We start from the raw sequence: 26,627 nt of genomic DNA, 5'->3' as shown, positions 1-26,627 counted from the left end.
CACGCCCTCAGCCCATCAGGCGACGGTCCGCATGGTGCACATGATCTCGGCTTCGCATGCGGTGCTGTCGCCCACGCGCGCCACGCCGACGAACTTGTAGATGCCGCCCTTGATGCGGTCGAGCTTCACGTCGAGGATGAGCTGGTCGCCCGGCTCCACGGGCCGCTTGAAGCGCGCGCCGTCGATTCCGACGAAATAGAACACCTTGTCGTCGCCGGGGGCCTCGCCCATCATGTCGAAGGACAGCAGGCCTGCCGCCTGCGCGAGCGCCTCGAGCATCAGCACGCCGGGCATGACCGGGCGGCTCGGGAAGTGGCCCGTGAAGAACGGCTCGTTGATCGTGACGTTCTTGATCGCCTGGATGCGCTGGCCCCTTTCGAGTTCGACGACGCGGTCCACCAGCAGGAAGGGATAGCGGTGCGGCAGGAGCTTGAGGATTTGGTGGATGTCCATCATTGGATGTGTGCGGTGGGACCGTCTTTTCGTATCTGTTCTTCGAGGGCCATGATGCGCGCGCGCAGCCCGTGGAGCTGGCGCAGCGTGGCCGCGTTCTTTTCCCACTTCGCATTTTCGTCGAAGGGAAACATGCCGGAGTAGAGCCCGGGCCGCAGGACGGACCGCGTGATGGCCGTGCCCGGAGACACCTGCACGCCGTCGGCGATCTCCAGGTGCCCCAGGATCATGGCGGCGCCGCCGATCATGCAGTGCGCGCCGATGCGCGTGCTGCCGGACACGCCGGTGCAGCCGGCCACGGCCGTATGCCGCCCGATGCGGACGTTGTGGCCGATCTGCACGAGGTTGTCGAGCTTGACCCCATCCTCGATGACGGTGTCGTCCAGCGCGCCGCGGTCGATGCAGGTGTTGGCGCCGATCTCCACGTCGTTGCCGATGCGCACCGCGCCGAGCTGCTCGATCTTGGTCCAGGCGCCGCCGTCGGGCGCGAAGCCGAAGCCGTCCGCACCGATCACCACGCCCGGGTGCAGCAGGCAGCGCTCGCCGATGCGGCAGCCCTCGCCCACCGTGATGCGGGAAGTCAGCACCGTGCCCGCGCCGATGTGCGCGCCGCGCTCGACCACGCAGAGCGGGCCGATGCGCGCCGAGGGATCGACGAAGGCGTCCGGATCCACCACCGCGGACGGATGGACGCCCGCGGCGGGCGTGCGGCCGTGCAGGCGCTTCCAGAGTTGCGTCGCCCGCGCGAAATAGGCGTAGGGATCCTCCGCCACGATGCACGCGCCGCGCGCCAGCGCTTCCTCGCGCATCGCGGGCGCCACAATGACACAGGCCGCCCGGGAGGCGGCCAGTTGTTGCCGATAGCGCGGATTGCTCAGGAAAGCCAGGTCGCCCGGTTCCGCCGAGTCGAGCGGGGCGATGCGAAGAATCTCGGCGTCGCCGTCGCCCCCTTCGATCGTTCCGCCCAGCGCCTCAACAATCTGCCTGAGACGCACGCTCACGCGGGATGCCCCGCGCGCGCCGCCCGGCTGCCGCTGCGATCACTTCGCACTGGCGCCCGCGCCTGCATTCAGCGCCTTGATCACCTTGTCGGTGATGTCGTGCTTCGGGTTGATGTAGACGGCTTCCTGCAGGATGACGTCGTACTTCTCGGCCTCGGCCACCTGCTTGACGGCCCGGTTGGCGCGCTCCAGCACCTGGCCCAGCTCTTCGTTCTTGCGCGCGGCCAGGTCGTCCTGGAATTCGCGGCGCTTGCGCTGGAAGTCGCGATCCTGGTCGGCCAGCTGGCGCTGGCGGGCCGTGCGCTGGCTCTCGGCCATGGTGGGGGCCTCGCGCTCGAACTTCTCGGTGGCGGCCTTGAGCGCGGCGCCCTGGTCGACGAGGTCCTTCTCGCGCTTGGAGAATTCCTGCTCCAGCTTGGCCTGTGCGGCCTTGGCCGTGCTGGCTTCGCGGAAGATGCGGTCGGTATTCACGAAACCGGCCTTGAACTCCTGTGCCTGCGCAGGCACGGCTGCGCCGAGCGCGCCGAGCAGAAGGACCAGGGGAATATGGCGGGAAAGGGATTTCATTAGAAAGACGTTCCGATCTGGAATTGCAATTTCTGGATTTTATCGCCGGCGAACTTGCGCACCGGTTGCGCGAAAGCGAGGCGAAGCGGACCGAGCGGGGAAATCCAGCTCAGGCCCAGGCCTGCAGAGACACGCATGTCGCTGAAGGTGACCTTCTCGTCTTCGCCGTAAACGTTGCCGGCGTCCACGAACGTGAACACGCGCAGCGTACGGTCGTTGCCCGCACCGGGGAACGGCGCGATGAATTCGGCATTGAGCGTGACCTTCTTCGGACCGCCCAGGGATGCGCCGGTGACGTCGCGCGGGCCCAGGGTGCCCTGGTCGAAGCCGCGCACCGAGCCGAGGCCGCCCGAGTAGAAGTTTTTGAACACCGGATAGGGCCGGCCGTTCAGGCCCTTGCCCCAGCCCAGCTCGGAGTTGAATGCCAGGGTGAACTTCTTGTTCAGCGGCACGTACTGCTGGAACTGGTAGTTGGCCCGCACGTAGCGCGCATCGCCCGCCACAGACCAGTCGGAGTTCAGGCGCTGGTAGCGGCCCGAATTCGGCGCCAGGGCGCTGTCGCGGTCGTCACGCGACCAGCCGACGGTCAGGGGAAGGGCCGTGCTGCTGGTGCCGTACGTGTTGGCGTAGGAGAGGTAGGCCGCGGGAATGTTCGTGCCCAGCTTGATGCGGGTGTTCTCCAGCCCGCCGCCGAAGAACACGGTGTCGGTCTCGCTGAACGGGATGCCGAAGCGCACGCTCGTGCCGGCGGTGATGAGCTGGTAGTTGCCGCCCTGGTCCTGGTAGGGCTTGTCGGTGCGGTAGTAGAGGTCCAGCGTGCGGGAGATGCCGTCCGGCGTGAAGTACGGGTTGGTGGTGCTGAGCACCAGCGTGCGGCGGTATTTGCTGGTGTTCACGTCCACGCCCAGGTAGTTGCCCGAGCCGAACACGTTCTCCTGCTTGATGCTGAACGACAGCGACACCTTCTCGGCGCTGGAGAAGCCCGCGCCCAGCTGCAGGGAGCCGGTGGGTTTCTCGGCCACGTTCACTACCAGATCGACCTGGTCGGGCGAGCCCGAGACCTCCTGGGTCTCGACGTTCACCTCGGTGAAGTAGCCCAGGCGGTCCACGCGGTCGCGCGACAGCTTGATCTTGTCGCCGTCGTACCAGGACGCCTCGTACTGGCGGAATTCGCGGCGGATCACTTCGTCGCGGGTGCGGTTGTTGCCGCTCACCACGATGCGGCGCACGTAGGCGCGGCGCGATGGCTCTGCACGCAGCACGAGGGCCACCCGGTTGTTCTCGCGGTCGATCTCGGGCACGGCCTCCACGCGGGCGAAGGCGAAGCCGAAGTTGCCGAAGTGGTCGGTGAAGGCCTTGGTGGTCTCGGTGACCTTGTCGGCGTTGTAGGGCTCGCCGGGCTGGATGGTGATGAGCGACTTGAACTCGTCGTCGCGGTCCAGGTAGTTGCCTTCCAGCTTCACGCCGGAGACCACGTAGCGCTGGCCTTCGGTGATGTTGATCGTGATGCTGATGTCCTGCTTGTCCGGCGACACCGCCACCTGGGTGGAATCGATGCGGAACTCGAGGTAGCCGCGCGCGAGGTAGTAGGAGCGCAGCGTCTCCAGGTCGGCGTTGAGCTTGGTGCGGGAATAGCGGTCGGACTTGGTGTACCAGCTCAGCCAGCCACCGGTGTCCTGGTCGAACAGGCCCTTGAGCGTGGATTCGCTGAAGGCCTGCGCACCGTTGATGTGGATGTCCTTGATCTTGGCGGGCTCGCCCTCGGTCACCGTGAAGGTGAGGTTGACGCGGTTGCGCTCGATGGGCGTCACCGTGGTCACGACCTCGGCGCCGTACAGGCTCTTGTTGATGTACTGGCGCTTGAGTTCCTGCTCGGCCCGGTCGGTGAGGGCCTTGTCGTAGGGCCGGCCTTCGGTCAGGCCCACGTCCCGCATGGCCTTCTTGAGGGTGTCCTTGTCGAACTCCTTGGTGCCGGCGAAATCGACGTCGGCGATGGTCGGGCGCTCTTCCACGACCACCACGAGCACGTTGCCGCTGGCTTCCAGGCGCACGTCCTTGAACAGGCCCAGAGCGAAGAGCGAGCGGATGGCGGCCGCGCCCTTCTCGTCGTTGTAGTCGTCGCCCACGCGCAGCGGCATGGAAGCGAACACCGTGCCCGGCTCCACGCGCTGCAGGCCTTCCACCCGGATGTCCTGGACCTTGAAGGGTTCAAGGGCCCAGGCAGCCTGCGCGACGAAGACCATGGCGGCAACGGCGCATGCCGTACGCACGCCCAGGCGGTTGATGTGTTTTTTCATGAGTGAACTGGTGCCGACATGGCGGATTCATGCGGCGGTAGGTTTAGCCAAAAAGCCGGGTGACGTCGTTGAAGAGGGCGATGGACATCATCACGAGGAGCAATGCGACGCCGCCCCTCTGCAATCGCTCCATCCAGGCGTCGGACACGCCCCTGCCGGTCACGCCTTCCCAAAGATAATACATCAGGTGGCCCCCATCGAGGACCGGCAGCGGCAGCAGGTTCAGCACCCCGAGGCTCACGCTGATGAGGGCGAGGAACACGAGATACTGGGTGAATCCGAGGCTGGCCGAACGGCCTGCGTAATCGGCGATGGTGAGCGGGCCGCTCAGGTTCTTGAGCGAGGCTTCGCCGATCACCATGCGGCCCATCATGCGCAGCGTGAGTGCGGAGACCTCCCAGGTGCGCGTCACGCCCTTCCAGAGGCCTTCGAACGGGCCGTGGCGCACGGTGACCATCGCGGGCTGGGCGCCCACGTAGGCGCCGATGCGGCCCGCGGGCGCCGCGCCGTCCTGTCGCACCACGTCGGGCGTCACCTGCAGATCGACCGCGCGCCCTGCCCGGTCGATGCGCCAGGCCTGCGTGGCGGCCTTGCCGTCCCGCACGGAGGCGCGGATCAACTCGCGCAGCTGCTGGCCGTCCACCACGGGCGTGGCACCCACCTGCAGCACCGTGTCCCCTTCACGCAGGCCGGCGCGCTGCGCGGCGCCGCCGGCAACGACTTCGCCGATGACCGGACGGGTCCACGGGCCCAGCACCCCGATCTTGCGGAACAGCTGCGCGTCGGCCTCGCGCGCATCGAAATTGTGCAGTTCCAGCACCAGCTCGCGTTGCGGCGCGCCCGGATCGGATTCGACCTGCAGGCGTACGTCCTGCCCGTCGAGGGCGCCACGCGTGAGCGCCCAGCGCAGATCCTCGAAGGAGCGTACCGGCTCCGGCTCCTCGGCGCCGATGGCGGCGCCCACCACCAGTTCGCCGCCGCGCAGCCCGGCGTCGTAGGCCACGGAGCCGGCAGCGGGGCTGGCGAGGATGGCGCGCGGCTCCTGCACGCCGATCCAGTTGACCGCCGCGTAGAGCACCACGGCCAGCAGCAGGTTGGCGACCGGGCCGGCGGCGACGACGGCCGCGCGCGCGCGCAGGGGCTTGTTGTTGAAGGCGAGGTGGCGCTCGGCAGGATCCACCGGCGCCTCGCGCTCGTCGAGCATGCGCACGTAGCCCCCGAGCGGGAAGGCGCCGATCACGAATTCGGTGGAAGACCCGCGCGGCTGCCAGCGCAGCAGCGGCTTGCCGAAGCCCACGGAGAAACGCAGGACCTTGACGCCGCACGCCACGGCCACGCGGTAGTGCCCGTACTCATGGACCGCGATGAGCAGGCCCAGGGCGACGACGAAGGCGACGATGGTGAGAAGCATGGGGGCACTCCCGTACGGTGAAGGAACGCGGCGGTCAGGCCGCGAGCCGCTCTGCCCGGTGCCGCGCGACCGAGCGCGCCTGGGCGTCGAGGTCGAGCAAGGCGCCCAGCGAGTCCGGGTTGGAGGGCGATACCGCCTCCAGAGTTGCAAGATTCAGCCGGTGGATCTGGTCGAAACGGATGCGGCGCTCCAGGAACGACGCCACTGCCACCTCGTTGGCCGCATTGAGCACCGCGGTGGTACCCGGCGCGGCGCGCAGGGCCTGCCATGACAGGTGCAGCCCGGGAAAGCGCGTGGCGTCGGCCTCCTCGAAGGTCAGGGCGGCCAGGCTGCGGAAATCGAGCCGGGGCGTGCCGCTCTCGATGCGCTCGGGCCAGGCGAGGCCGCAGGCGATGGGAACGCGCATGTCGGGCGTGCCCAGCTGCGCCAGCACGGAGGCATCCTTGAACTGCACCATCGAATGGATGATCTGCTGCGGATGGATGACCACCTGGATCTGCTCCGGCGCCAGATTGAACAGCCAGCGCGCCTCGATCACTTCCAGCGCCTTGTTCATCATGGTCGCGGAATCCACCGAGATCTTGCGCCCCATGGAGAAGTTGGGATGGGCGCAGGCCTGTTCGGGCGTCACGTCGCGCAGGGTGGCGGGCTCGCGCGTGCGGAACGGGCCGCCGGACGCGGTGAGCAGGATGTGGTCCACGCGCCGCGGCCAGGAGGACGCATCCTCCGGCAGGCACTGGAAGATGGCGGAATGCTCGCTGTCGATGGGCAGCAGCGTGGCGCCGCCCTCGCGCACCGCGGACATGAACACCTCGCCGCCCACGACCAGCGCTTCCTTGTTCGCCAGCAGCAGGCGCTTGCCCGCGCGCGCTGCGGCAAGGCACGGAGCGAGCCCGGCGGCGCCGACGATGGCCGCCATGACCACGTCCACCTCGGGATGGGCGGAGATCGCCTGCAGCGCATCGGGAGTGTCCATCACCTCGGTGGACGAGCCCTGGGCGGCCAGTGTCTCCCGCAGCGCGCGGGCATGCTCCGGGCTCGCCATGACCGCGTAGCGCGGACCGAAGCGCAGGCACTGCGCCGCCATGGCGTCCACCTGGGTGGCGGCGCTCAGCGCGAAGATCTCGTAGCGGCCGGGGTGGCGCGCGACCACGTCCAGGGTGCTGGTTCCGATGGAGCCGGTGGAACCCAGGACGGTAAGGCGTTGTTTCATGGGACAGCGAAATGGGTGAGCATCATGGCCAGGGGCAGCGTGGGCAGCAGCGCATCCACGCGGTCGAGCACGCCGCCGTGGCCGGGCAGCAGCCGGCTGCTGTCCTTGGCGCCCACGCTGCGCTTGACCAGCGATTCGACGAGATCACCCACCACGCTCATGCAGGCCATGAACACCGCGCCGATGACCAGCAGCCACCAGCCCTTGGCGGCCAGCCGCGTGTAGAAGCTCGGGACCAGGGCCTGCGAAGCGCCATCGGCCGCTGCCCAGGCCACGGCGAGCACGATCACGCCGGCCATGCCGCCCCAGACGCCTTCCCAGCTCTTGCCGGGGCTGATGGACGGTGCCAGCTTGGAACGCGTGAAGCGCAGGCCGAACGCCCGGCCGGCGAAATAGGCGAAGATGTCCGCGACCCAGACCAGGACCAGCACGGACAGCAGGAAGTTGATGCCGATGGTGCGCGCCTGCACGGCGGCCAGCCACGCCAGCCAGAGGGCCAGCACCCCGCCGGCCAGGCGCACGGGATGCGGGATGCGCGGCCAGCCCTCCACGCCATGGCGCAGCAGCCAGGCGCCGCACAGCACCCAGCCAGCACCGGCGGCGGCCCAGAGCCAGGGCAGCGGACGCTCCGTCCAGCCTGCCGCCCAGCTCGCGGCGCAGAGCAGCACGCAGGCCGCGCCTACCGCCAGGGACGCCGGCTGGCCCAGGCCCTGCAGCCGCCCCCATTCCCAGCCGCCGGCGGCAATGAGCACCAGCACCACAGCCGCGAAAGGCACGACCGAGCCGGCGAAGAGTGCCGGCAGCAGGATGGCCAGCAGGACGATGGCCGTGAGGATGCGCGTCACCAGCATGGGAAACCCCTTCAGGCGCACGCCGACGAGGTCGGGGAGGCCAGCAATTGCTCGGATGTCTTGCCGAAGCGGCGCTCGCGCGCCCCGTAGGCGGCAATGGCCTGGTCCAGGGCGGCACCGTCGAAATCGGGCCAGAGGCGGTCGCTGAAGTACAGCTCGGAATACGCGCACTGCCACAGCAGGAAATTGCTGATGCGCATCTCGCCGCCCGTGCGGATCACCAGGTCGGGATCCGGCACGTGGGCCAGGCCCATGGCAGTGTGGAGGCTGGCCTCGGTGATGGGCTCGCCGCGGGCCGCGAGCGCGGAGGCCGCCTGGGCGATGTCCCAGCGCCCACCGTAGTTGAAGCACACGTTCAGCACGAGGCGTTCGTTGTGGGCCGTGGACGCCTCGGCCTGCGCCAGCCCGGCGCGGACCTTCTCGGACAGCGTGGACTTCTCGCCCACGAAATGCAGGCGCACGCCGTCCTTCTGCAGTTGCGGCACCTCGCGCGCGAGGGCCTTGGCCAGCAGGTCCATGAGACCGGACACCTCCTCGGCGGGACGGTTCCAGTTCTCGGAGGAAAAGGCGAACACGGTCAGCACGGCCACGCCGCGCTCCACGCATTCGCGGGCGCAGCGCTTGAGCGACTCCACCCCCTGCTTGTGGCCGGCCAGCCGCGGCAGGAACCGGCGCGTGGCCCACCGGCCATTGCCATCCATGACGATGGCAATGTGGTGGGGAATGGCTGGCGAGGCAGTGGACATGGAAGGCATCGATCGAACCCGTGCAACGGGCCGATCAGACCGCCATGATTTCCTGTTCCTTGGCGGCCACGAGCGCATCGACTTCGGCGATGTGCTTGTCGGTCACCTTCTGGATGTCGGCTTCGGCGCGCTTTTGCTCGTCCTCGGAGGCGAGCTTGTCCTTCACGAGCTTCTTGACCGACTCGTTGGCGTCGCGGCGCAGGTTGCGCACGGCCACCTTGGCGCCCTCGCCTTCGTTGCGCGCGAGCTTGGTCATCTCCTTGCGGCGCTCCTCGCTCATCGGCGGCATCGGCACGCGGATGAGGTCGCCCATGGAGGCCGGGTTCAGGCCCAGGTCGCTTTCGCGGATGGCCTTCTCGATCTTGGCGCCCATGCCCTTTTCCCAGGGCTGGACGCTGATGGTGCGCGCGTCGATCAGCGACACGTTCGCCACCTGCGAGAGCGGCACCATGGAGCCGTAGTACTCGACCTGGACGGAGTCGAGCAGCGCCGGATTCGCACGGCCGGTGCGGATCTTGGCCAGGTTGTTCTTGAAGGCCACGATGGACTGGTCCATCTTGGCTTCGGTGTTTTTCTTGATGTCGGCAATCGTCATGTGTTCTCCTGTGCGCGCATCCGTCGCCCGGGCCGGCGCCAAGCCGCCGCGGGCGCGGTGCAGTCGGGCGTCAAGCGTACACCAGCGTTCCTTCGTCCTCGCCCATCACCACGCGCTTGAGCGCGCCGTGCTTCACGATCGAGAAGACCCGGATGGGCAGCTTCTGGTCGCGGCAGAGCGCGAACGCCGTGGCATCGAGGATGCCGAGGTTGCGCGACATGGCCTCGTCGAAGGTGAGCTTCGTGTAGCGCGTCGCCGTCGGGTCCTTCTTGGGATCGGCGGTGTACACGCCGTCCACCTTGGTCGCCTTGAGCACCACCTCGGCACCGATCTCGGCGCCGCGCAGCGCGGCAGCGGTGTCCGTCGTGAAGAAGGGGTTGCCGGTGCCCGCGGCGAACACCACGACCTTGCCCTCTTCCAGGTACTGCAGCGCCTTGGGCCGCACGTAAGGCTCCACCACCTGCTCGATGCCGATGGCCGACATCACGCGGGCGATGAGGCCCTGCTTGTCCATGGCATCAGCGAGCGCGAGCGCGTTCATGACCGTGGCCAGCATGCCCATGTAGTCGGCAGTGGCGCGGTCCATGCCGACGGAGCCTCCCGCGACGCCGCGGAAGATGTTCCCGCCCCCGATCACCACCGCGACCTGCACGCCCATGCGCGTGACCTCGGCGATCTCCTCGACCATCCGGACGATGGTGGCGCGGTTGATGCCGAAGGAGTCGTCACCCATGAGAGCCTCTCCAGACAACTTGAGCAGAATGCGCTTGTGGGCTGGAGCGGCGAGGGACATGGGCGTTTCTCTTCGGGTGGTGGAATCGGGGGACTGTACGGAACCAGGGATCAGGCTGCGGCCTTGGCGGCAGCCACCTGCGCGGCCACTTCCGCCGCGAAGTCGTCCACCTTCTTCTCGATGCCTTCGCCCACGACGTAGAGCGTGAAGCCCTTCACGTTGGTGTTGGCGGCCTTGAGCATCTGGCCCACGGTCTGCTTGCCGTCGGCGGCCTTCACGAAGACCTGGTCGAACAGCGAGACTTCCTTGAGGTACTTCTGCACCGAGCCTTCCACCATCTTGGCGGCGATGTCGGCAGGCTTGCCGGATTCGGCAGCCTTGGCGGCAGCGACGGTACGCTCCTTCTCGATCAGCTCGGCGGGCACGTCGGCGCTGGTCAGGGCCACGGGCTTCATGGCGGCGATGTGCATGGCGACGTCCTTGGCGGCGGTTTCATCGCCGTCGAACTCCACCACCACGCCGATGCGGGTGCCGTGCAGGTAGGACGCCAGCTTGGAGCCCGAGAAGCGCTTGAAGCGGCGGAAGGACATGTTCTCGCCGATCTTGCCGATCAGGCCCTTGCGCACTTCTTCCAGCGTGGGGCCGAAGCTTTCCTGGCTGTAGGGCAGCGCGCCCAGGGCTTCCACGTCGGCGGGGTTGTGCTTGGCGACCAGCTCGGCCGCGGCCTTGGCCAGGGCGATGAAGCTGTCGTTCTTGCTCACGAAATCGGTTTCGCTGTTCACTTCGATCAGGGCGCCGGTCGTGCCCTCGATGAAGCTGGCGACCACGCCTTCGGCAGTGATGCGGGCGGCAGCCTTGCCAGCCTTCGTGCCCAGCTTGACGCGCAGCAGTTCCTCGGCCTTGGCCAGATCGCCGTCGGCTTCCGTCAGGGCCTTCTTGCACTCCATCATGGGAGCGTCGGTCTTGGCGCGCAGTTCGGCAACCATGCTAGCGGTAATTGCAGCCATCGGTAATTCTCCAGATTTCAGTTCGTTACAGGATTCAAGGCTAAAAAAAAGGGGGCTAACAGGAGCCCCTCTTTCATTCGCGACAGGTCGCGCGGCCGGGCCTTCAGGCAGCGGATTCTTCCACTTCGACGAATTCGTCCGAGCCTTCGGGAGCGGCGGCCTTGACCACGTCGTTCACGGCGTTGGCACGGCCTTCGATGATCGCGTCGGCGATGCCGCGGGCGTACAGCGCCACGGCCTTGGCCGAGTCGTCGTTGCCGGGGATCACGTAGTCGATGCCTTCAGGGGAGTGGTTGGAGTCCACCACGCCGATCAGCGGGATGCCCAGCTTCTTGGCTTCGGCGACGGCGATCTTGTGGAAACCCACGTCGATGATGAAGATGGCGTCCGGCAGGGCGTTCATGTCCTGGATGCCGCCGATGTCCTTCTCGAGCTTCTCGATCTCGCGGGTGAACGTCAGCTGTTCCTTCTTGCTCATGGACTCCAGGCCGGCTTCCTGCTGGGCCTTCATGTCCTTCAGGCGCTTGATGGAGGTCTTGACGGTCTTGAAGTTGGTGAGCATGCCGCCCAGCCAGCGCTGGTCGACGTAGGGCACGCCGGCGCGCTGCGCCTCGGAGGCCAGGATCTCGCGGGCCTGGCGCTTCGTGCCGACCATCAGGATGGTGCCGCGGTTGGCGGTGAGCTGCTTGGCGAACTTCTGCGCCTCCTGGAACATCGGCAGCGACTTTTCCAGGTTGATGATGTGGATCTTGTTGCGATGGCCGAAGATGAACGGGGCCATCTTGGGGTTCCAGAAGCGGGTCTGGTGGCCGAAGTGGACACCGGCTTCCAGCATTTCGCGCATGGTGACGGACATGGGTATTCTCCAAAGGTTGGGTCTAAAATCCGGCCCCGCTAACCGCCCGGCAACGATCGAATGATCGAATCGACCGGGGCGGCACCTTGATAGGGCCGGTTCGCATTTGCGTTGGCTTGCATGTTTCGCCGCTGCCGACGCCACTGACAAAAGAGGCGCCCCTCACAGCAAAACCCCGAGATTCTAGCATACCGGGCCGCTCGCACCTTCCGCCGGCGCTCCCCCGCGGCGGGGCCGCGGCGCCCAGCGGCCCTCCCAGAACCCCAGAAGCGGGTCCGCCCCGGCACACCGGAGGCGGCCCTCACCCACCATGCACATCGCCATCGTCGGTGCCGGAATCGTCGGCACCGCCACCGCTTATGAACTGGCCTGCGACGGACATGCCGTCACCGTCTTCGAGCAGCGCGGCGCCGCCGCCGAGGAGGCCAGCTTCGCCAACGCGGGCCTGCTCGCCCCCGCGCCCCTGATTCCCTGGGCATCGCCGGCCATCGGCGGCCCCGCGCGGCAGAGGCTCCTGGGCCGGCACGCCGCCGTCCGCCTGGCCCAGGGAGCCGGGCTCGCCGACCTGCGCTGGCTGTGGCGCCGCCGGCGGGCGGCGCGCGGCGGCATGGCCGAGGCCTCCATCGCCGCGCTGGCCCGGTTCGGGCACTACAGCCACCTCCGCATGCGGCAGGTGGCGCAGGCCCTGGAGCTGGATCCGGAGAGCAGCCGCGGCGTGCTGGTGCTGCTGCGCGCCCCCGCCGACCTGGACCGCGTGCAGCCGGCCGCACGCATCCTGCGGGAAACCGGGTTGAACGTGCTCGACGTGGACGCCGACACCGCCCGCCTCATCGAACCCGGACTGGCGTCGGACAACGAACTGGCGGGCGCGCTGCACCTGCCGGACGGCGAGTCCGGCAATTGCCGCCTCTTCGCCCAGATGCTGCGCTACGCAGCCCAGGAGCGCGGCGTACAGTTCCTGTTCCAGTCGCGCGTGGAGGCGCTGCAGGGCGGCCCGGCCGGCGTGCGGCTGGCCGGCGAACGCGACGCGCGCCGCTTCGACGCGGTGGTGGTGTGCGCGGGCGTGTCGGCCGCCGCCCTGCTGCGGGGCACGGGTACCGCGATGCCACTGGCGGCGCTGCATGGCTACACCCTGAGCGCGCCCGTGCGCGAGGACACCCACGCCCCGCAGGGCACGGTGATCGACCCGCTGCACCGCATCACCGTCACCCGGCAGGGACAGAGGGTGCGGGTGGCCGGCGGCGCGGAACTGGGCCCCGGCAGCGGCACGCCGCACGCCCCCACCCTGCAGACGCTCTACAACGCAGCCTCGGGCTGGTTCCCGGGTGGCGCGCAGTGGTCGTCACCGCAAGTGCAGACCTGGCGCGGGGCACGGCCCATGCTCCCGGACGGGCTGCCGGTGGTGGGCACCACCGGCGTGCCGGGGGTGTGGATCAACGCCGGGCACGGCGCATGTGGCTGGGCCCTGGCCTGCGGCAGTGCCCGCGCGGTGGCAGACCTGGTCGCCCAGCGGGTGCCGGAGACGGACCTGCAGCCCTTCGGGTTGCGCAGGTTCTGACCGGAGCGGCACGGGCCGCGGAGCGGTCCACAATGGCCTCCCGAAGGAAGGCCTGCCGCATGCCCATGATCCGTATCGAACCCGACCGTCCCCATCCGCTGTTCGACGTTCCGGCGACCCGCCGCATCGAGCAGGCCGCGCTGCGATCGCTGCCGGCCGGCACGCTGATGGAGCGCGCGGGGCTGGCGGTGGCGCGCCTGGCGCAGGCGGTGGCGCCGCATGCGCGGCAGGTGTGGATCGCCTGCGGCAGCGGCAACAACGGCGGCGACGGGCTCGAAGCGGCGGCGCAGCTGGCGCGCCGCGGCGTGCGGGTGCATGTGACCTGGCTCGGCCGGCCGGACACCGCCCCCGACGACGCACGCCGGGCCTGGGAACGCGCCCGGGGCGCGCAGGTGCCCTTCGTCGAACGTGCGCCCGCGGATCTCGGGCCGGACGATCTGTGCATCGATGCCCTGCTCGGCATCGGGGCGGCGGCCCGCTCCGGTGCTCCTTCGCAGGAGCTGGCAGCGCTGCTGCGCGCGCTGCAGGACAGCCGCGCCCCCCTCCTCTGCGTGGACGGGCCCTCGGGCCTGCAGGCCGATACGGGCCAGTACCTTCCCGGCCTCGCGCCGCCAGAGCACGCGCCCCCAGGCATACGGCATACGCTGGGGCTGCTGACCCTCAAGCCCGGGTGGTTCACCGGCCAGGGCCGGGATGCCGCGGGCACCGTCTGGCGGGACGATCTGGGCGTAGATACGCCGGCCGAGCCCCCGTCGGCGTGGCTGGCGGGGCCCGGTGTGCCCGTGCGGCGGGCGCATGCGTCCCACAAGGGCAGCTACGGCGATGTGGCCGTGGTGGGCGGCGAGGCCATCGGAACCCGGGGCCAGGGCATGACCGGGGCCGCGCTGCTGGCGGCCTCCGCCGCGCTGCACGGCGGCGCGGGGCGGGTGGTGGTTGCGCTGCTGGACGCCAGCGGGAAGGACACCCTGCCCGTGGACCCGCAGCAGCCGGAATGCATGCTGCGCCGCTTTGACGCCCTTGAACTGGACCGGGCCACCGTGGTCTGCGGCTGCGGCGGCGGCGAGGCCGTGCGGGACGTGCTGCCGCGCGTGCTGGCGGAGGCCCCCCGGCTGGTGCTGGACGCGGACGGGCTGAACGCCGTGGCCCGCGACACTGCCCTGGCGGAGCAGCTGCGCGGGCGCGCCCTGCGCCATGGCCCGCTGCCCACCGTGCTCACGCCCCATCCCCTGGAAGCCGCGCGGCTGCTGGGCAGCGACACGGCCGCCGTGCAGGCCGACCGGCTGGGTGCCGCCCGGGCACTGGCCGAGCGCTTCCACTGCACCGTCGTGCTCAAGGGTTCCGGCAGCGTGGTGGCCGCGCCGGACCGGCTGGTGCACATCAATCCCACGGGCAATGGACGCCTGGCCACGGGGGGCACCGGGGACGTGCTGGCGGGATTCCTGGGTGCCCTGTGGGCGGGCCGGCCCGAAGGCAGGGATGCAGCGTTCGAGGCGGCTACCGCGGCCTGCCACGCCCATGGGCGGGCAGCCGACCAATGGCCGCCGGGCAGTACCCTGACGGCGTCCACCCTGGCGCACCGGCTGGTCCCCGCGGTGGGCCTATAACCCCGTCGTCCTACAAGACATCCCGCAGGGCGAAACCAAGGGTAACTCCCGTTGCAGCACACGTCCGCGAGGACGTGTCCGACAGACGCGGGCGGCCGGCCGGCATGTAATGCATCCAGCACCACGCATTACCCCGCCCGCCCACCGATCCGCATCCAAGGAGACTGCCATGCAACGCAACCGCTACACCGGCCCCCGCGCGTTCATCGCGTTCACCACCACGGTATTGCTGGCGGTGGCCGCCACGGCGATGAACCTCGTACCGGACGAAGCCGTCCAGGCTGCGGATTCTCTGGTACGCATCCCGCAGGATCTGGAGCAGTTCCTGCCGGGCGATCCGATTTCCTCGCCCTGAGCGAGGTGGCGGGCGCCGCCTGCACCGTTCCGGCTCCCGGCTGGAAGGGAGCCGTCGGACAGCAGATTACCGCGCTCCTCCGGCGCCTGCCTTTTCGAGCACATCCAGCCTCTGCCTCAGTTGGTCTGCCCGCTGGGCGTCGCCAGACGCGCGGGCGTCCTGTTCTGCCAGCAGCAGCCAGGCCATCAGAGGCCTGCGCCATCCCTGGGAGGAGGCCGCATCGATGGCATGTCGCGGCACATCCGCACCGCCCTGCCCCCGTACATGCAGTACCGCGGCGGCCAGCAGCCGGGCCAGCGGATCTTCCACCCCGGCCAGCGCCGCAGCTCCACCGGCCAGCGCGGCCCGCTGGGCCGGTGGCAGAAGCTCCACCTCCGCCCCTCCGGCACGGCCTTCCAGATAATCCGCATACGCACGCTCGGCCTCGGCCGCGCCATCACGCAGTGGCGCGAAATCGGGGCACCCCACCTGCGCCAGGCTGGCGACCCGGGTTGCGCACTCCAGCAGCACGACCCGGGCCAGCAGGTCGGGCCGGGCGGTGCGGGCCGTTTCTTCCCGGGCGCGCCGCCATTCCTGTACAGCCACGCGGTCGTTGCCGGACAGGTAGGCCTGCGTGGCCCGGTCAGCGGCGCCACGGGCATTCATTTCCCATTCGGGTGCAGGCGGGCGCTGGGCGCAGCCGGCGGACAGCGCGGCAGCCAGCACGGCGGACAGCAACGCGCCGGAACGCCGGGGAAGCCGAGGCCGGCCAGGCCGGGGGAACAGGGGTACGGGGCTCATGGCAGCTGGATCCGGGTGTCGCGCGCGAACGGCCATTTGCGCTGGATCTCGTTGACCAGGCTCTCGACCTTGCGCTGGTTGCTTTCCACATCGGCGCGCAGGGCGCCGAGGTCGGTGGTGGCCTCGCGGGCGTTGGCCCCGATGGCCTGGGCTTCGGCCAGGACTGCATCCACCTTGGCCAGGCTCTGGCGCGTGTCCGCGAGCAGGCCGTTGAGCTGCACCACGGTGGCGCGCACATCGGTCACGAGGCCCGCCTCGCCGGCCGTGCCGAACACCTGCCGGTCCGCCTTGGCGGCCATGCCGTCGATGCGCGCCAGCAACTGGTTGGTGCGGTCGAGCGTGGTGGCAATCTTGCGCGCCTCGGCCTCGCTGCCCATCAGCACGCCAAGGGCTCCGCCGGGCGCGTTCAGCCGCTCGGTAAGGGTGCGCACATTGGCCAGGGTTCCGCCCAGCGCGGCGTCCTGCGCGGTGAGGGCCTGCAGGTTGGAAAGCAGTTCGCGCGCGGCCGACATGAGCTGGGGGATCTCGGCGGTGGCATCGCCGCGCAGCACCGGCCGCACCGCCCCGTCAGGCAGCGGCGGATCGGTCAGGATGCCGCTGTAGGCCTTGATGGTGGTGCCGCCCACGATGCCGCGCACCAGCGTGAACACGCTGGACTCCCGCAGCCAGTGCGCGTCCTTGCGCGGCACGTCGATCAGGATGCGCACATCGCCGTCCTCGGCCAGTTCGGTGCTGCGAACCCGGCCGATGGGGAAGCCCGAGAACGTCATGTCCATGCCGGCGACCACGCCCTCGGAGTCTTCGGCGGTGAGCACCAGTTGCTGCGTGGGCTCGAACACGCCGCGCGCGTAGAGCAGGTACAGGCCGGAGCCGATGATCAGCGCCAGGGTGAAGAGCAGCAGCGCGGCGGCCTTGCGCTCCAGGTGGGCCACGGGGCGCAGCAGCGCCTCGGCGGGCTCGGAGGCAGGCGCCCCGGCAGGATGTTGCTGCGGCGGGGGGGAGTGGTGGTCGTTCATCGGAAGCGGTCCGGGAAAGCGTCAATCAGTCAGTAGTAGTTGCCCATGAGCGAGGCGATCTCGATCAGCAGCAGCACCGCGAACATGCGCGCGAAGCCGCCGAGCTCGGAGCGGGCGCGCGGATCGCCCGTGGCATGCAGGCCGGCGGCCATGGGAATGAGCGCGACGGCCAGGCTGAACAGCAGGGTCTTGAGCGCGAACAGCAGGGTGACGGGCGGCGTGAACACCTGCCCGAACATGCGGGTGTAGGCGGGCACTCCCGCCGTGCTCGCGCCATAGACGCCCAGGTAGGCCATCACCAGGGCGACCACGCACGACAGCGCGGCGAGCGTGATGCTGGCATAGATGCCTGCCACGACGCGCGGCAGCAGCTCCACGCGGACAGGATCGGCGCCGCGCGCTCGCAACGCATCCCAGTGGCCCGACCGGCGCATGAGCGCCAGCTGCGTGCCTCCCGGGATCGTGGTGCGCAGCGCCACGAACAGCGCCGCCGTGAGCGGGATCAGCTCCAGCACGAGCACCCGCACCACCATCTGCAGCGCATAGTGGGACAGGCCGTAGCTGCGCGCCGTGACCACGACGATGTGCGTGACCACCAGGCAGATGAGTGCCACCAGCGCGGTGAAGCCCAGCAGCAGGGGCGCCGTGTCGATGTACATGTGGCGCGCCAGGCGCGCGCGGGTGGACCGCCCGTAGCTGGACGGCGACAGCATCAGCACCGCCACCACCGCGCCCAGATAGACGATGCGCCACCAGGCCAGCGCCCAGCCGCGCGCGGCGCGCCACAGTCGGTCGGTCCATGCGGGCAGGGTGCCGGCTCCGGCGCTCATGCGGCCTCCTCCGCCTGACGGCAGGCGGACGGGATTCCGGTCGAAGGAAACGGCTGCGCGGGCATGGGCAAAGGGCGATCACACATGCCGGCGCGCCGGCGGATCGGGCAGCGGCAGGGGGTCGGCATCGGCACGGTCATGGAGGGCCTCGATCACGTGGCAGCGGCTGCCGTCGGTACCGTCGCAGCGCCCGCGCAGCGACAGCAACTGGGCCTCCAGCGCCTGCAGCTCCCGCAGGCGGGTGCGCACGTGCAGCAGGTGATCGTCCACCGTGGCGCAGGCCGCATGGTCTGCGGCGGTGTCCGTGCCCCGGCCGAGCGAGAGCAGCGTGCGCACTTCGTCCAGCGACATGTCCATGGCGCGGCACAGGCGGATGAACCGCAGGCGGTGGATTTCTTCGTCACTGTAGAGGCGGTAGCGGTTGTCGGCGCGGGCCTGGGCGGGCAGCAGCCCTTCCTTCTCGTAGTAGCGGATGTTGGCGGTGGGCACGCCCGAGAGGCGGGCGGCATCGCCGATACGGTGGTGGGGACTTGCGGCGGACACGGCTTGACCTTGAAGCGGCTTGAAGGTTTCCAATGATGGCACGGTCCGGCTGCGGACCCCTGTCGGAATTCACCCCAAGCAAGGACAACACACCATGGCAAGCACGGCTTCCACCGATCGCTCTCCGGCGGCTGCCGCCCCGGGAGGCAAGGCACGCATCGACCTGGCCTGCGGATGCGGCAGCGCCTGCGGAGCGCCGCCCCGGGCCACGGCACCCGCATCGGCGCCTGCGGCGTCGCACGGCGACCACGACCATGGGGGCGGCAGCCACGACCATGCGCATGGCCCGGAGAGCGGGGCCGGCGGCGGCCATGGGCACGACCATGACCATGCCATGCTGCCCGGCTGGGGCCGGCTCGGCGCGTCGCTGGCCGCCGCGACCGCCGCCGAACTGCTGCACCTGCTCGCCCCCGACACCCTGCCCTGGCGGGCCGCCGGCATGGCCGTGGCGGCCGTTGCCATCCTGCTGGCCGGGCTGGGGGTGTACCGCAGCGGCCTGGGCTCGCTGGCGCGCGGCCGCCTGGACATTTCGGCGCTCATGGCCGTGGCCGTGACGGGCGCCTTCCTGATCGGCCAGTGGCCGGAGGCCGCCATGGTGATGGCCCTCTATGCCCTGGCCGAGCGCATCGAGGACCGCGCCGTGGGCCGCGCGCGGGACGCCATCGGCGCGCTGCTGGCGCTGAGCCCCGAGCAGGCCGAGCTGCGTGGCGAGGAGGGCCGCTGGCGGACGGTACCTGCGGCCGAGGTGCCGGTGGGCAGCGTGCTGCGGCTGCGCCCCGGCGCGCGGGTGCCGCTGGACGGCGTGGTGCTGGAAGGCCGCGGGGCGGTGGACGAATCCAGCGTGACCGGCGAAAGCCTGGCCGTGGACAAGGCGCCTGGCGACGGGCTGTATGCCGGCACGCTCAATGCGCAATCGGAGCTGCAGTTCCGCGTCACGGCCGCTGCCGGGAACACCACGCTGGACCGCATCATCCACGCGGTGGAAGAGGCGCAGGGCTCGCGCGCACCCATGCAGCGCTTCGTGGACCGCTTCGCCGCCATCTACACGCCCACGGTGTTCGCACTGGCGGCCCTGGTGGCCGTGGGGGCCCCGCTGGCCCTGGGCTGGGCCTGGCTGGACGCCCTCTACCGGGCCCTCGTGCTGCTGGTGATCGCCTGCCCCTGCGCGCTGGTCATCGCCACGCCGGTGACGGTGGTGAGCGGGCTCGCGGCGGGCGCCCGGCGCGGCATCCTGATCAAGGGCGGCCAGTGGCTGGAGCGGGCCCGCGGCGTGCGCGCCGTGGCCTTCGACAAGACAGGCACGGTGACGGCCGGCCGCCCCGTGCTGGTGGGCAGCGAACGCTTCGGCGGGGATGGTGCCACCGACGTGGCCGCCGCGCTGGCGGGGCGCTCGGACCATCCGGTCTCCAGGGCGATCGCTGCCGGCATCGGCGATGCGCCGGCCGACCTGCCGGAGGTGCAGGACTTCACCGCCCTGCCCGGCCGCGGCGTGGAAGGCCGCATCCACGGGGCGACCTGGTTCCTCGGCAACCGGCGGCTGGCGCAGGAGCGCGGCCTGTGGACGGACGCAGTGGAGACCGCCGCCGCGGCCCATGAATCCGAGGGCCGCAGCGTGACGCTGCTGGGTGATGCCCATGGCGTGCGGTCGCTGTTCGCCGTGGCCGACACCCTGCGGCCGCAGGCGGTGGAAGCCGTTGCCGACCTGCGCGCCCTGGGCATCGTGCCGGTGATGCTGACGGGCGACCACGCGGCAGCGGCCCAGGCCGCCGCGCGGGAAGCGGGCATCTCGGAGGTGCAGGCGGGCCTGTTGCCCGAGCAGAAGCTCTCGGCCATCGCCGCACTGCAGCAGAAGCACGGCATGACCGCCATGGCCGGCGATGGCATCAACGATGCGCCCGCGCTGGCGCGCGCCGACATCGGCTTCGCCATGGGTGCCGCCGGCACCGACGTGGCGATGGAGACCGCCGACGTGGTCATCATGAACGACGACCTGCGCCGCGTGGCCGAGACCGTGCGCCTCTCGCGCCGCACGCACGCGGTGCTGTGGCAGAACATCGCCCTGGCACTGGGCATCAAGGCCGTTTTCTTCGGCCTCGCGCTGGCGGGGCAGGCGACCATGTGGATGGCGGTGTTTGCCGACATGGGCGCCAGCCTGCTGGTGGTGGCCAACGGGCTGCGCATGCTGCGCGGGGTGGAACGGCCGGTACGCTGAGCAGCAGGCACCGCTGCCAGGCGGGAAAAGGGTACGGTTCTTGCAACTGGTGGGTATGACCGGGAACGCCCCATGCCCCATCGCAGCGCGGCCCCATGGATTCAGGGTTTACCCTAGAATTCATGAACTCTGCCTGCCTGCGGAAAACGGCTTGATGCACCGCAAGCCGCCGGGCACCGCCCCGTGCTGCAATCGCGGATCTTTCCGCCCGCCAGGGCATGCCATGCAGGCGCACAGAGCCACGGCGTCGGGACCCCATCCGTACAGCCTGTCACCCCTCCGTTTTCGCCAACCATGAGCCAGACCCTCAGCCCGCCCTCCGCCGCCCCCGCCATGGTCCCGCACAGCACCACCGAAGACACCCTGGCCGTGTTCACGGGCGTGCTGCTGATCTCGGTGGGCGTAGCCTTCTTCACCAGCGCGGGCCTGCTCACCGGCGGCACGGCGGGCATCGCCTTCCTGCTGCACTACGCCACGGGCATCGGCTTCGGCAAGTGGTTCTTCCTGCTGAACCTGCCCTTCTACTGGCTGGCGTGGCGCAAGATGGGACGCGCGTTCACCCTCAAGACCTTCATCGCGGTGCTGCTGCTGTCGCTGATGACCGAGGCGCAGTCGCGCTTCTTGCAGCTGTCGGCGCTGCAGCCGCTCTACGCGGCCGTGGCGGGCGGGCTCATCGTGGGCACGGGCTTCCTGGTGCTGTTCCGCCACCGCTGCAGCCTGGGCGGCGTCGGCATCCTCGCGCTCTACCTGCAGGACCGCCATGGCTGGCGGGCCGGCAAGGTGCAGATGGCCGTGGACTGCGCGATCGTGCTGCTGGCGCTGTTCACCGTCGAGCCGGGGCGGGTACTCTGGTCCATCGTGGGCGCCGTCGCGCTCAACCTGGTGCTGGCCATGAACCATCGCCCCGGCCGCTACATGGCCGTCTGAACGCGTCCGGAACGCACGCCGTATCATCGGGCCCATGCGCCGCCCCCTCGTCTTCTTCGCGCTGATCGTGCTCATGGCCCTGCGCGGGCTCGTGGGCCCGGCCATGGCCGCGCAGATGACGGGAGGTGCGCATGCCGGCAGTGCGGTTTCGGTGCACGCTCCGCATGCCATGGCCCATGCCGGGCACGACCCTGCGTCCCCCGCCTCCATCACCGGCGCACCCGCCTGCCATGGCGAATCCGCAGCGCATGCACAGCCTCCCACTGCCTGCGGCGCCGCATCCGGCGACCACGCGGCACATGCCGCCTGCGCCGATTGCGAGATCTGCCACACGGTGGTGATGGCACCTCCCGCACCCGCCCCGGGAGCGGTTTCCCACGGCGCCGGCCTGCGCGTGCCCGCCGCCGTCCGCTTCGCGAGCGCCCTGCCCGCGCGGGCCACCAAGCCACCCATTTCCTGAGCTCGACGCCCGAAGTGCGTCCGCCCCGCCCGTGCCGTTCGAGAAGAACCTGGCGCACGGTGGCGCGGCCGCGTTCCGCTTTCGCTTCCGAGTCCAGGAGAAGCTTTCCATGCACACCCCGGGGCCCTGCGCCCGTTCCCGACGTTTTTCATACCGTCTCCATCGTTCGTTCTTCCACCGCTGCGCGCTCGCCGCGGCGCTGATCGTGCCCGCCGCCGTGCCGGCGCAACCGCCTTTTCCGCCGGCCACGGCCGTCCAGGGCGATGCCGCGCTGCCGGATGTGCCCGTCGCGCCACCGCGCCATGCGGCACTGCCGCCCTGGCCCGCGGACGCCCCACTGGTGGACTGGCGCGACGCCCATGCAGCCGTCGCCACCTTCCCGCGCGGCCATGCCGACATCGCGGCCTGGGAGGCACGCCAGGGGCGCAGTCCCGCGGCTGGGGCATCCACCGCCACCAGGGCGCCGGACCACGCCGCGCATGCCCCGGCCGTGCCCGCCACGGCAGCGCCTGCAGTGGTCCCACCTGCGGTCGTCGAGCCTGCTCCGGCCATGCACCACCCCGGCCATGCATCCGTCCCGGGCCATCACCACGGAAGCGACCCCAACCACGGCGCAACGCCTGCCGGAGGGCACCAGCCATGACCGCAGCACCGATGCCTTCCCCGCGCACCATGCGCTGGCCGGCACTGGCCGCCGCACTCCTGCTGGCAGGCTGCGCCAGCGTCTCGCCCGACGGGCTGCGCGGCGATGTGCAGGCCACGTTGCAGGGCCGCACGGCCGGCGCCGACAACGCCGCCCTGCCTCCCACCGATCCCGCAGCGCAACGCGCCGCCGGAGAGGCCGTGGCCGGCTGGCTGGCCGCGCCGCTCACGCAGGACGCTGCCGTGCGCATCGCCCTGCTGCGCCACCCCGGCCTGCAGGCCCGCCTCGCGCGCCTGGGCGTGCAGGACGCCGAGCGCGTGCAGGCGTTGACGCTGCCCAACCCGGTACTGGGCCTGGGGCGGCTCGCGACCGCGCACGAGCGCGAGATCGAGCGTTCCATCACCTTCAGCCTGGTGGAACTGGTCACCCTGCCCTGGCGCAACCGCTGGGCCGGCAGCCTGCGCGAGCAGGACACGCTCGCCGCTGCGGCCGATGCGGCGCGCGTCGCCAGCGACGCCCGCATCGCCTGGCTGCGTGCCGTCGCCGCGCAGGAAACCCTCGCCGCGCACGAACGCATGCACGATGCCGCCGGGACCGGTGCCGAACTGGCGCGCCGCATGGCCGGCGTCGGCAACTGGAGCCGGCTGCAGGCCGCCCGCGAGCAGGCCGTGCTGGCCGATGCCCGGGCACGGCTGGCCCGGGCACGGCTCGCGGCGGCCACGGAACGCGAGGCGCTGGCGCTGGCGCTCGGACTCTGGGGCGCGTCGGCCGAAGCGATCACCCTGCCCCCGCGCCTGCCGGACCTGCCCACCGAGCCCATGGATGCAGCGGAACTGGAACAGCGCGCCCTTCGCGAGCGACTGGATGTGCGCGCGGCCCGCATCGGGCTGGACCGCGTGGCCGGCCAGCAGGGCTTCGCCCGCGCCGGCCAGCTCTTCGGCGACATCGGCCTCGGCTACCGGCGCGACACCACGACCGAGCGCGGCGGCGGTCATTCCGAAGTCAAGCGCGGCTGGGAGCTGGAACTGCCCCTGCCCCTGTTCGACTGGGGAGGTGCCGCAAACGCCCGATCCCGGGGGCTTGTGCAGGAAAGCGCGGCCCAGCTCCAACAGACCGCACTGCGGGCCCGCGCCGAAGTGCGCGTGCACTGGCGCAGTTACCGCACCGCCTGGGAGCTGGCGCAGGAGCAGGAAAAGCACGTCGTTCCGCTGCAGCAGCAGATCCAGGACGAAACCCTGCTGCGCTACAACGGCATGCTCGCCAGCGTCTGGGACCTGCTCGCCCAGGCCCGGCAGACCACGCAGGCCGTGGCCGATGCCGTCGCGGCCCGGCGCGACTTCTGGCTCGCCGACACCGACCTGCAGTTCGCGCTCGCGGTCGCTTCGCCCGGCGCGCAGCCCCCTGCCTCCGCAACGGCCACATCCTCCGCCCTGTCCTCCCCCACTTCCTCGTCCAGCGCGGCCCCGTCCGACGCGGGCCACTGATCCATGCAACGCAGACACTTCTTCGGCGGCGCCGCCACGGCCGTGGCCGCCCTCTCCGCCGCCTCGGTGGGCCGCGCGGCCCTCGCATCCCTGCCCGAGGCCGCAGCACCCGCGGGCGCCGGCACCCAGGTGCCTCCGCTCCCGCCCACGGGCCTGCCCTTCCACCCGGTCGTCACCCTCAACGGCTGGAGCCTGCCCTGGCGCATGAACGCCGGCGTCAAGGAATTCCACCTCGTCGCCGAGCCCGTGGTGCGGGAGTTCGCGCCCGGCTTCCACGTCAACCTCTGGGGCTACAACGGCCAGAGCCCCGGCCCCACCATCGAGGTCGTCGAAGGCGACCGCGTGCGCATCTTCGTCACCAACCGCCTGCCCGAGCACACCAGCGTGCACTGGCACGGCCAGCGGCTGCCCAACGGCATGGACGGCGTGTCGGGCCTCAACCAGCCGGCGATTCCCGCGGGCAAGACTTTCGTGTACGAGTTCACCGCGCGCCGGCCCGGCACCTTCATGTACCACCCGCATGCCGACGAGATGGTGCAGATGGCCATGGGCCTCATGGGCCTGTGGATCACGCATCCGCGCCTGGACGCGCGCGGCCGGCACCCGCGCATCGCCACGGCCGACCGCGACTACGCCTTCCTCCTCGGTGCCTTCGCGGTGGAGCCGGGCAGCCGCACGCCGCGCATCAACGAGATGACGGACTTCAACGTCTGGTCGTGGAACAGCCGTGTGTTCCCGGGCATCGACCCCTTCGTCGCGCGGCGCGGCGACCGCGTGCGCCTGCGCATCGGCAACCTCACCATGACCAACCACCCCATCCACGTGCACGGCCACGAGTTCGAGGTGACGGGCACGGACGGCGGCATCGTCCCCCCGTCGGCACGCTGGCCCGAGGTGACCACCGACGTCGCCGTGGGGCAGATGCGGCAGATCGAGTTCATCGCCGACGAACCCGGCGACTGGGCCGTGCACTGCCACAAGAGCCACCACACCATGGGCGCCATGGGCCACGACGTGCCCACCATGATCGGCGTGGACCACCGCGGCCTGGTGGGACAGATCCAGAAGATCGTGCCCGACTACATGGTGATGGGCGAACGCGGCATGGCCGACATGGGCGCCATGGAAATGCCCCTGCCCGACAACACCCTGCCCATGATGACCGACACAGGCCCGTTCGGCCCCCTGGAGATGGGCGGCATGTTCAGCGTGCTCAAGGTGCGCGAGGGGATCGCTGTCCGGGATTTCCGCGACCCGGGCGACTACGTGCAGCCACCTGGAACACGTGCGCATGAATGGCCGGGTGGCACAGATGCCCTGCCGCCTGCACCACGTGCCGCGGGTGCGCCGGCAGCGGATGCGGGCGCCGACGACGGCGCAGCCCGCGTGCGCAAGCCGGGCCTCGGACATGGGAGTCGCCAGGGCCATGGACACGACCACTGATCGCTCTGCCATTGCTGCCATCGCGCAGCGCCACCGCTTTCCCCACATCACTGCGGCATGCTCCGCACGAAAAGGAATCCTGCCATGAAGAACATCGCCACGCACCTCACCCACGCCCAGGCGCCCGTACTCTCCGCGACCGGCGCGACCCGCCGCGCCTGGCTGGGCACCGCGCTCTGCGCCACGGCAACTGCCGCCGCCAGCCTGCCCTTGCTCGCCCGCGCTGCCAGCCCCGGGCCCACGCCCGTCGAAGTCTGGAAAGACCCGAACTGCGGCTGCTGCAAGGACTGGGTGGACCACATGCAGGCCCATGGTTTCAAGGCGACCGTGCACGACACCGGCAACGCCGCCGTGCGCGAAAAGCTCGGCCTGCCGCAAAAGCTCGGCTCCTGCCACACCGCCCTCGTCGGCGGCTATCTGGTCGAAGGCCACGTGCCCGCCGCCGATGTACACCGCCTGCTGCGCGACAAGCCCCGTGCCCTGGGCCTGGCCGTGCCGGGCATGCCGGTGGGATCACCGGGCATGGACGGGGCCTTCTATGGTGGCCGCCGCGACGCCCATGACGTGCTGCTGGTCGCTCGTGACGGCAGTGCACGCGTGTTCACCAGCTATTCCGCGCAGCCGGCCGCTGCCGGCCCCGCGGACCATGGCGCCACTGCCAACACCGGCGACGCGCCGCAAACACCGGACCTGAGCGAGGGCGAAGTCGTGCGCTGGGACGCCGCCACCCGCCGCATCACGCTGCGGCACGGCGAACTGCGGAACCTGGACATGCCTCCCATGACCATGGTGTTCCGCGTGCGCGAGGCGGTTCCTGCGGCAGCCCAGGTGCCGGGAGCGCGGGTGCGCTTTCTCGCGGAACGCGATGCCGGCGGCTTCGTCGCGAGCCGCATCGAACCCGCCAGCCCCTGAGAACACGGGCGCGCCCAGGCCAGGACTGCATCCGCCGAGGGGGCGGCAGATTGCGCTGGCGGACACACTGCAAAAGCGCATTTGCCACTGCCGGCGCGCGTGTTTTCAGCACCTTACAGGCCCCCTACCC

General features: G+C 70.4%; 26 protein-coding genes and 1 pseudogene. 11 read left to right on the top strand and 16 right to left on the bottom strand.

Features of this window, described 5'->3' with window-relative positions:
* Window positions 1-15: 15 nt before the first annotated feature.
* The 12 genes from fabZ to rpsB form a co-directional block, all read right to left on the bottom strand.
* Window positions 16-456 (bottom strand): 3-hydroxyacyl-ACP dehydratase FabZ, encoded by a 441-nt coding sequence (fabZ, locus tag ACAV_RS08755; protein ID WP_013594208.1) that lies wholly within the window; start codon window positions 454-456, stop codon window positions 16-18.
* Complete coding sequence (gene lpxD / locus ACAV_RS08750) at window positions 453-1,454, bottom strand: UDP-3-O-(3-hydroxymyristoyl)glucosamine N-acyltransferase (RefSeq protein WP_013594207.1); 1,002 nt, start codon at window positions 1,452-1,454, stop codon at window positions 453-455. Before lpxD ends, fabZ begins: the two co-directional genes overlap by 4 nt.
* A 39-nt stretch (window positions 1,455-1,493) precedes the next feature.
* Complete coding sequence (locus ACAV_RS08745) at window positions 1,494-2,021, bottom strand: OmpH/Skp family outer membrane protein (protein ID WP_013594206.1); 528 nt, start codon at window positions 2,019-2,021, stop codon at window positions 1,494-1,496.
* On the bottom strand, window positions 2,021-4,318 hold the full coding sequence (bamA, locus tag ACAV_RS08740; RefSeq protein WP_013594205.1) for an outer membrane protein assembly factor BamA: 2,298 nt from the start codon (window positions 4,316-4,318) through the stop codon (window positions 2,021-2,023). Before bamA ends, ACAV_RS08745 begins: the two co-directional genes overlap by 1 nt.
* Before the next feature lie 43 nt (window positions 4,319-4,361).
* Entirely contained in the window at window positions 4,362-5,729 is a 1,368-nt protein-coding gene (rseP, locus tag ACAV_RS08735; RefSeq protein WP_013594204.1) for an RIP metalloprotease RseP, read from the bottom strand.
* A 34-nt stretch (window positions 5,730-5,763) separates the two neighbouring features.
* Window positions 5,764-6,942, bottom strand: coding sequence for a 1-deoxy-D-xylulose-5-phosphate reductoisomerase (gene ispC, locus ACAV_RS08730; protein WP_013594203.1), 1,179 nt, complete (start codon window positions 6,940-6,942; stop codon window positions 5,764-5,766).
* Window positions 6,939-7,793 carry a phosphatidate cytidylyltransferase gene (locus ACAV_RS08725; RefSeq protein ID WP_013594202.1) on the bottom strand — a complete coding sequence of 285 codons (855 nt, stop codon included), beginning with the start codon at window positions 7,791-7,793 and terminating at the stop codon, window positions 6,939-6,941. The genes ispC and ACAV_RS08725 overlap by 4 nt, the downstream gene beginning before the upstream one ends.
* 11 nt (window positions 7,794-7,804) lie before the next feature.
* Entirely contained in the window at window positions 7,805-8,539 is a 735-nt protein-coding gene (uppS, locus tag ACAV_RS08720; RefSeq protein ID WP_013594201.1) for a polyprenyl diphosphate synthase, read from the bottom strand.
* Between the two features lie 34 nt (window positions 8,540-8,573).
* Window positions 8,574-9,134 carry a ribosome recycling factor gene (frr, locus tag ACAV_RS08715; protein ID WP_013594200.1) on the bottom strand — a complete coding sequence of 187 codons (561 nt, stop codon included), beginning with the start codon at window positions 9,132-9,134 and terminating at the stop codon, window positions 8,574-8,576.
* A gap of 70 nt (window positions 9,135-9,204) precedes the next feature.
* Entirely contained in the window at window positions 9,205-9,927 is a 723-nt protein-coding gene (gene pyrH, locus ACAV_RS08710; protein WP_013594199.1) for a UMP kinase, read from the bottom strand.
* A gap of 50 nt (window positions 9,928-9,977) precedes the next feature.
* On the bottom strand, window positions 9,978-10,874 hold the full coding sequence (gene tsf, locus ACAV_RS08705; protein ID WP_013594198.1) for a translation elongation factor Ts: 897 nt from the start codon (window positions 10,872-10,874) through the stop codon (window positions 9,978-9,980).
* Window positions 10,875-10,977: 103 nt separating this feature from the next.
* Window positions 10,978-11,730 (bottom strand): 30S ribosomal protein S2, encoded by a 753-nt coding sequence (rpsB, locus tag ACAV_RS08700; protein ID WP_013594197.1) that lies wholly within the window; start codon window positions 11,728-11,730, stop codon window positions 10,978-10,980.
* A 310-nt stretch (window positions 11,731-12,040) separates the two neighbouring features.
* On the opposite strand from rpsB, the gene ACAV_RS08695 reads away from it, so the two are divergent.
* From ACAV_RS08695 to ACAV_RS08685, 3 genes are all read left to right on the top strand, one after another.
* Complete coding sequence (locus ACAV_RS08695; RefSeq protein WP_013594196.1) at window positions 12,041-13,288, top strand: FAD-dependent oxidoreductase; 1,248 nt, start codon at window positions 12,041-12,043, stop codon at window positions 13,286-13,288.
* A gap of 32 nt (window positions 13,289-13,320) precedes the next feature.
* Complete coding sequence (locus ACAV_RS08690) at window positions 13,321-14,892, top strand: NAD(P)H-hydrate dehydratase (RefSeq protein WP_013594195.1); 1,572 nt, start codon at window positions 13,321-13,323, stop codon at window positions 14,890-14,892.
* Between the two features lie 169 nt (window positions 14,893-15,061).
* Window positions 15,062-15,247 carry a hypothetical protein gene (locus tag ACAV_RS08685; protein ID WP_013594194.1) on the top strand — a complete coding sequence of 62 codons (186 nt, stop codon included), beginning with the start codon at window positions 15,062-15,064 and terminating at the stop codon, window positions 15,245-15,247.
* Between the two features lie 66 nt (window positions 15,248-15,313).
* Here the strand turns inward: ACAV_RS08685 and ACAV_RS08680 are convergent, their stop codons facing one another.
* The 4 genes from ACAV_RS08680 to ACAV_RS08665 all read right to left on the bottom strand — a co-directional run bounded on the left by ACAV_RS08680 (window position 15,314) and on the right by ACAV_RS08665 (window position 18,416).
* Window positions 15,314-16,027 (bottom strand): hypothetical protein, encoded by a 714-nt coding sequence (locus ACAV_RS08680; RefSeq protein WP_013594193.1) that lies wholly within the window; start codon window positions 16,025-16,027, stop codon window positions 15,314-15,316.
* Window positions 16,024-17,043, bottom strand: coding sequence for an MlaD family protein (locus ACAV_RS08675; RefSeq protein ID WP_013594192.1), 1,020 nt, complete (start codon window positions 17,041-17,043; stop codon window positions 16,024-16,026). Before ACAV_RS08675 ends, ACAV_RS08680 begins: the two co-directional genes overlap by 4 nt.
* Before the next feature lie 29 nt (window positions 17,044-17,072).
* On the bottom strand, window positions 17,073-17,873 hold the full coding sequence (locus tag ACAV_RS08670; protein ID WP_013594191.1) for an MlaE family ABC transporter permease: 801 nt from the start codon (window positions 17,871-17,873) through the stop codon (window positions 17,073-17,075).
* A 78-nt stretch (window positions 17,874-17,951) separates the two neighbouring features.
* Complete coding sequence (locus ACAV_RS08665) at window positions 17,952-18,416, bottom strand: Cd(II)/Pb(II)-responsive transcriptional regulator (RefSeq protein ID WP_013594190.1); 465 nt, start codon at window positions 18,414-18,416, stop codon at window positions 17,952-17,954.
* Between the two features lie 94 nt (window positions 18,417-18,510).
* Between ACAV_RS08665 and ACAV_RS08660 the strand changes: the two genes are divergently transcribed.
* The 8 genes and pseudogenes from ACAV_RS08660 to ACAV_RS25060 all read left to right on the top strand — a co-directional run bounded on the left by ACAV_RS08660 (window position 18,511) and on the right by ACAV_RS25060 (window position 26,497).
* Window positions 18,511-20,628, top strand: a complete 2,118-nt coding sequence (locus tag ACAV_RS08660) for a heavy metal translocating P-type ATPase (RefSeq protein ID WP_013594189.1) — start codon at window positions 18,511-18,513, stop codon at window positions 20,626-20,628.
* Between the two features lie 294 nt (window positions 20,629-20,922).
* Window positions 20,923-21,555 carry a YitT family protein gene (locus ACAV_RS08655; RefSeq protein ID WP_013594188.1) on the top strand — a complete coding sequence of 211 codons (633 nt, stop codon included), beginning with the start codon at window positions 20,923-20,925 and terminating at the stop codon, window positions 21,553-21,555.
* Between the two features lie 34 nt (window positions 21,556-21,589).
* On the top strand, window positions 21,590-22,015 hold the full coding sequence (locus ACAV_RS08650) for a hypothetical protein (RefSeq protein ID WP_013594187.1): 426 nt from the start codon (window positions 21,590-21,592) through the stop codon (window positions 22,013-22,015).
* A gap of 109 nt (window positions 22,016-22,124) precedes the next feature.
* Window positions 22,125-22,658, top strand: coding sequence for a hypothetical protein (locus tag ACAV_RS08645; RefSeq protein ID WP_013594186.1), 534 nt, complete (start codon window positions 22,125-22,127; stop codon window positions 22,656-22,658).
* Entirely contained in the window at window positions 22,655-24,142 is a 1,488-nt protein-coding gene (locus tag ACAV_RS08640; protein ID WP_013594185.1) for a TolC family protein, read from the top strand. Before ACAV_RS08645 ends, ACAV_RS08640 begins: the two co-directional genes overlap by 4 nt.
* A 3-nt stretch (window positions 24,143-24,145) precedes the next feature.
* The gene (locus ACAV_RS08635; RefSeq protein ID WP_013594184.1) at window positions 24,146-25,585 is read left to right on the top strand and encodes a multicopper oxidase family protein; all 1,440 of its coding nucleotides are present in this window, start codon (window positions 24,146-24,148) and stop codon (window positions 25,583-25,585) included.
* A gap of 84 nt (window positions 25,586-25,669) precedes the next feature.
* A pseudogene (locus tag ACAV_RS25065) lies at window positions 25,670-26,197 on the top strand (DUF411 domain-containing protein); the annotation flags it as partial.
* Window positions 26,183-26,497 (top strand): copper-binding protein, encoded by a 315-nt coding sequence (locus ACAV_RS25060; protein WP_244875552.1) that lies wholly within the window; start codon window positions 26,183-26,185, stop codon window positions 26,495-26,497. The pseudogene ACAV_RS25065 and the gene ACAV_RS25060, both read left to right, overlap by 15 nt.
* Window positions 26,498-26,627 lie beyond the last annotated feature (130 nt).

The sequence above is a fragment of the Paracidovorax avenae ATCC 19860 genome (assembly GCF_000176855.2).
GTDB lineage: Bacteria > Pseudomonadota > Gammaproteobacteria > Burkholderiales > Burkholderiaceae_C > Paracidovorax > Paracidovorax avenae.
This window is presented reverse-complemented; position numbering and strand designations above follow the sequence as displayed.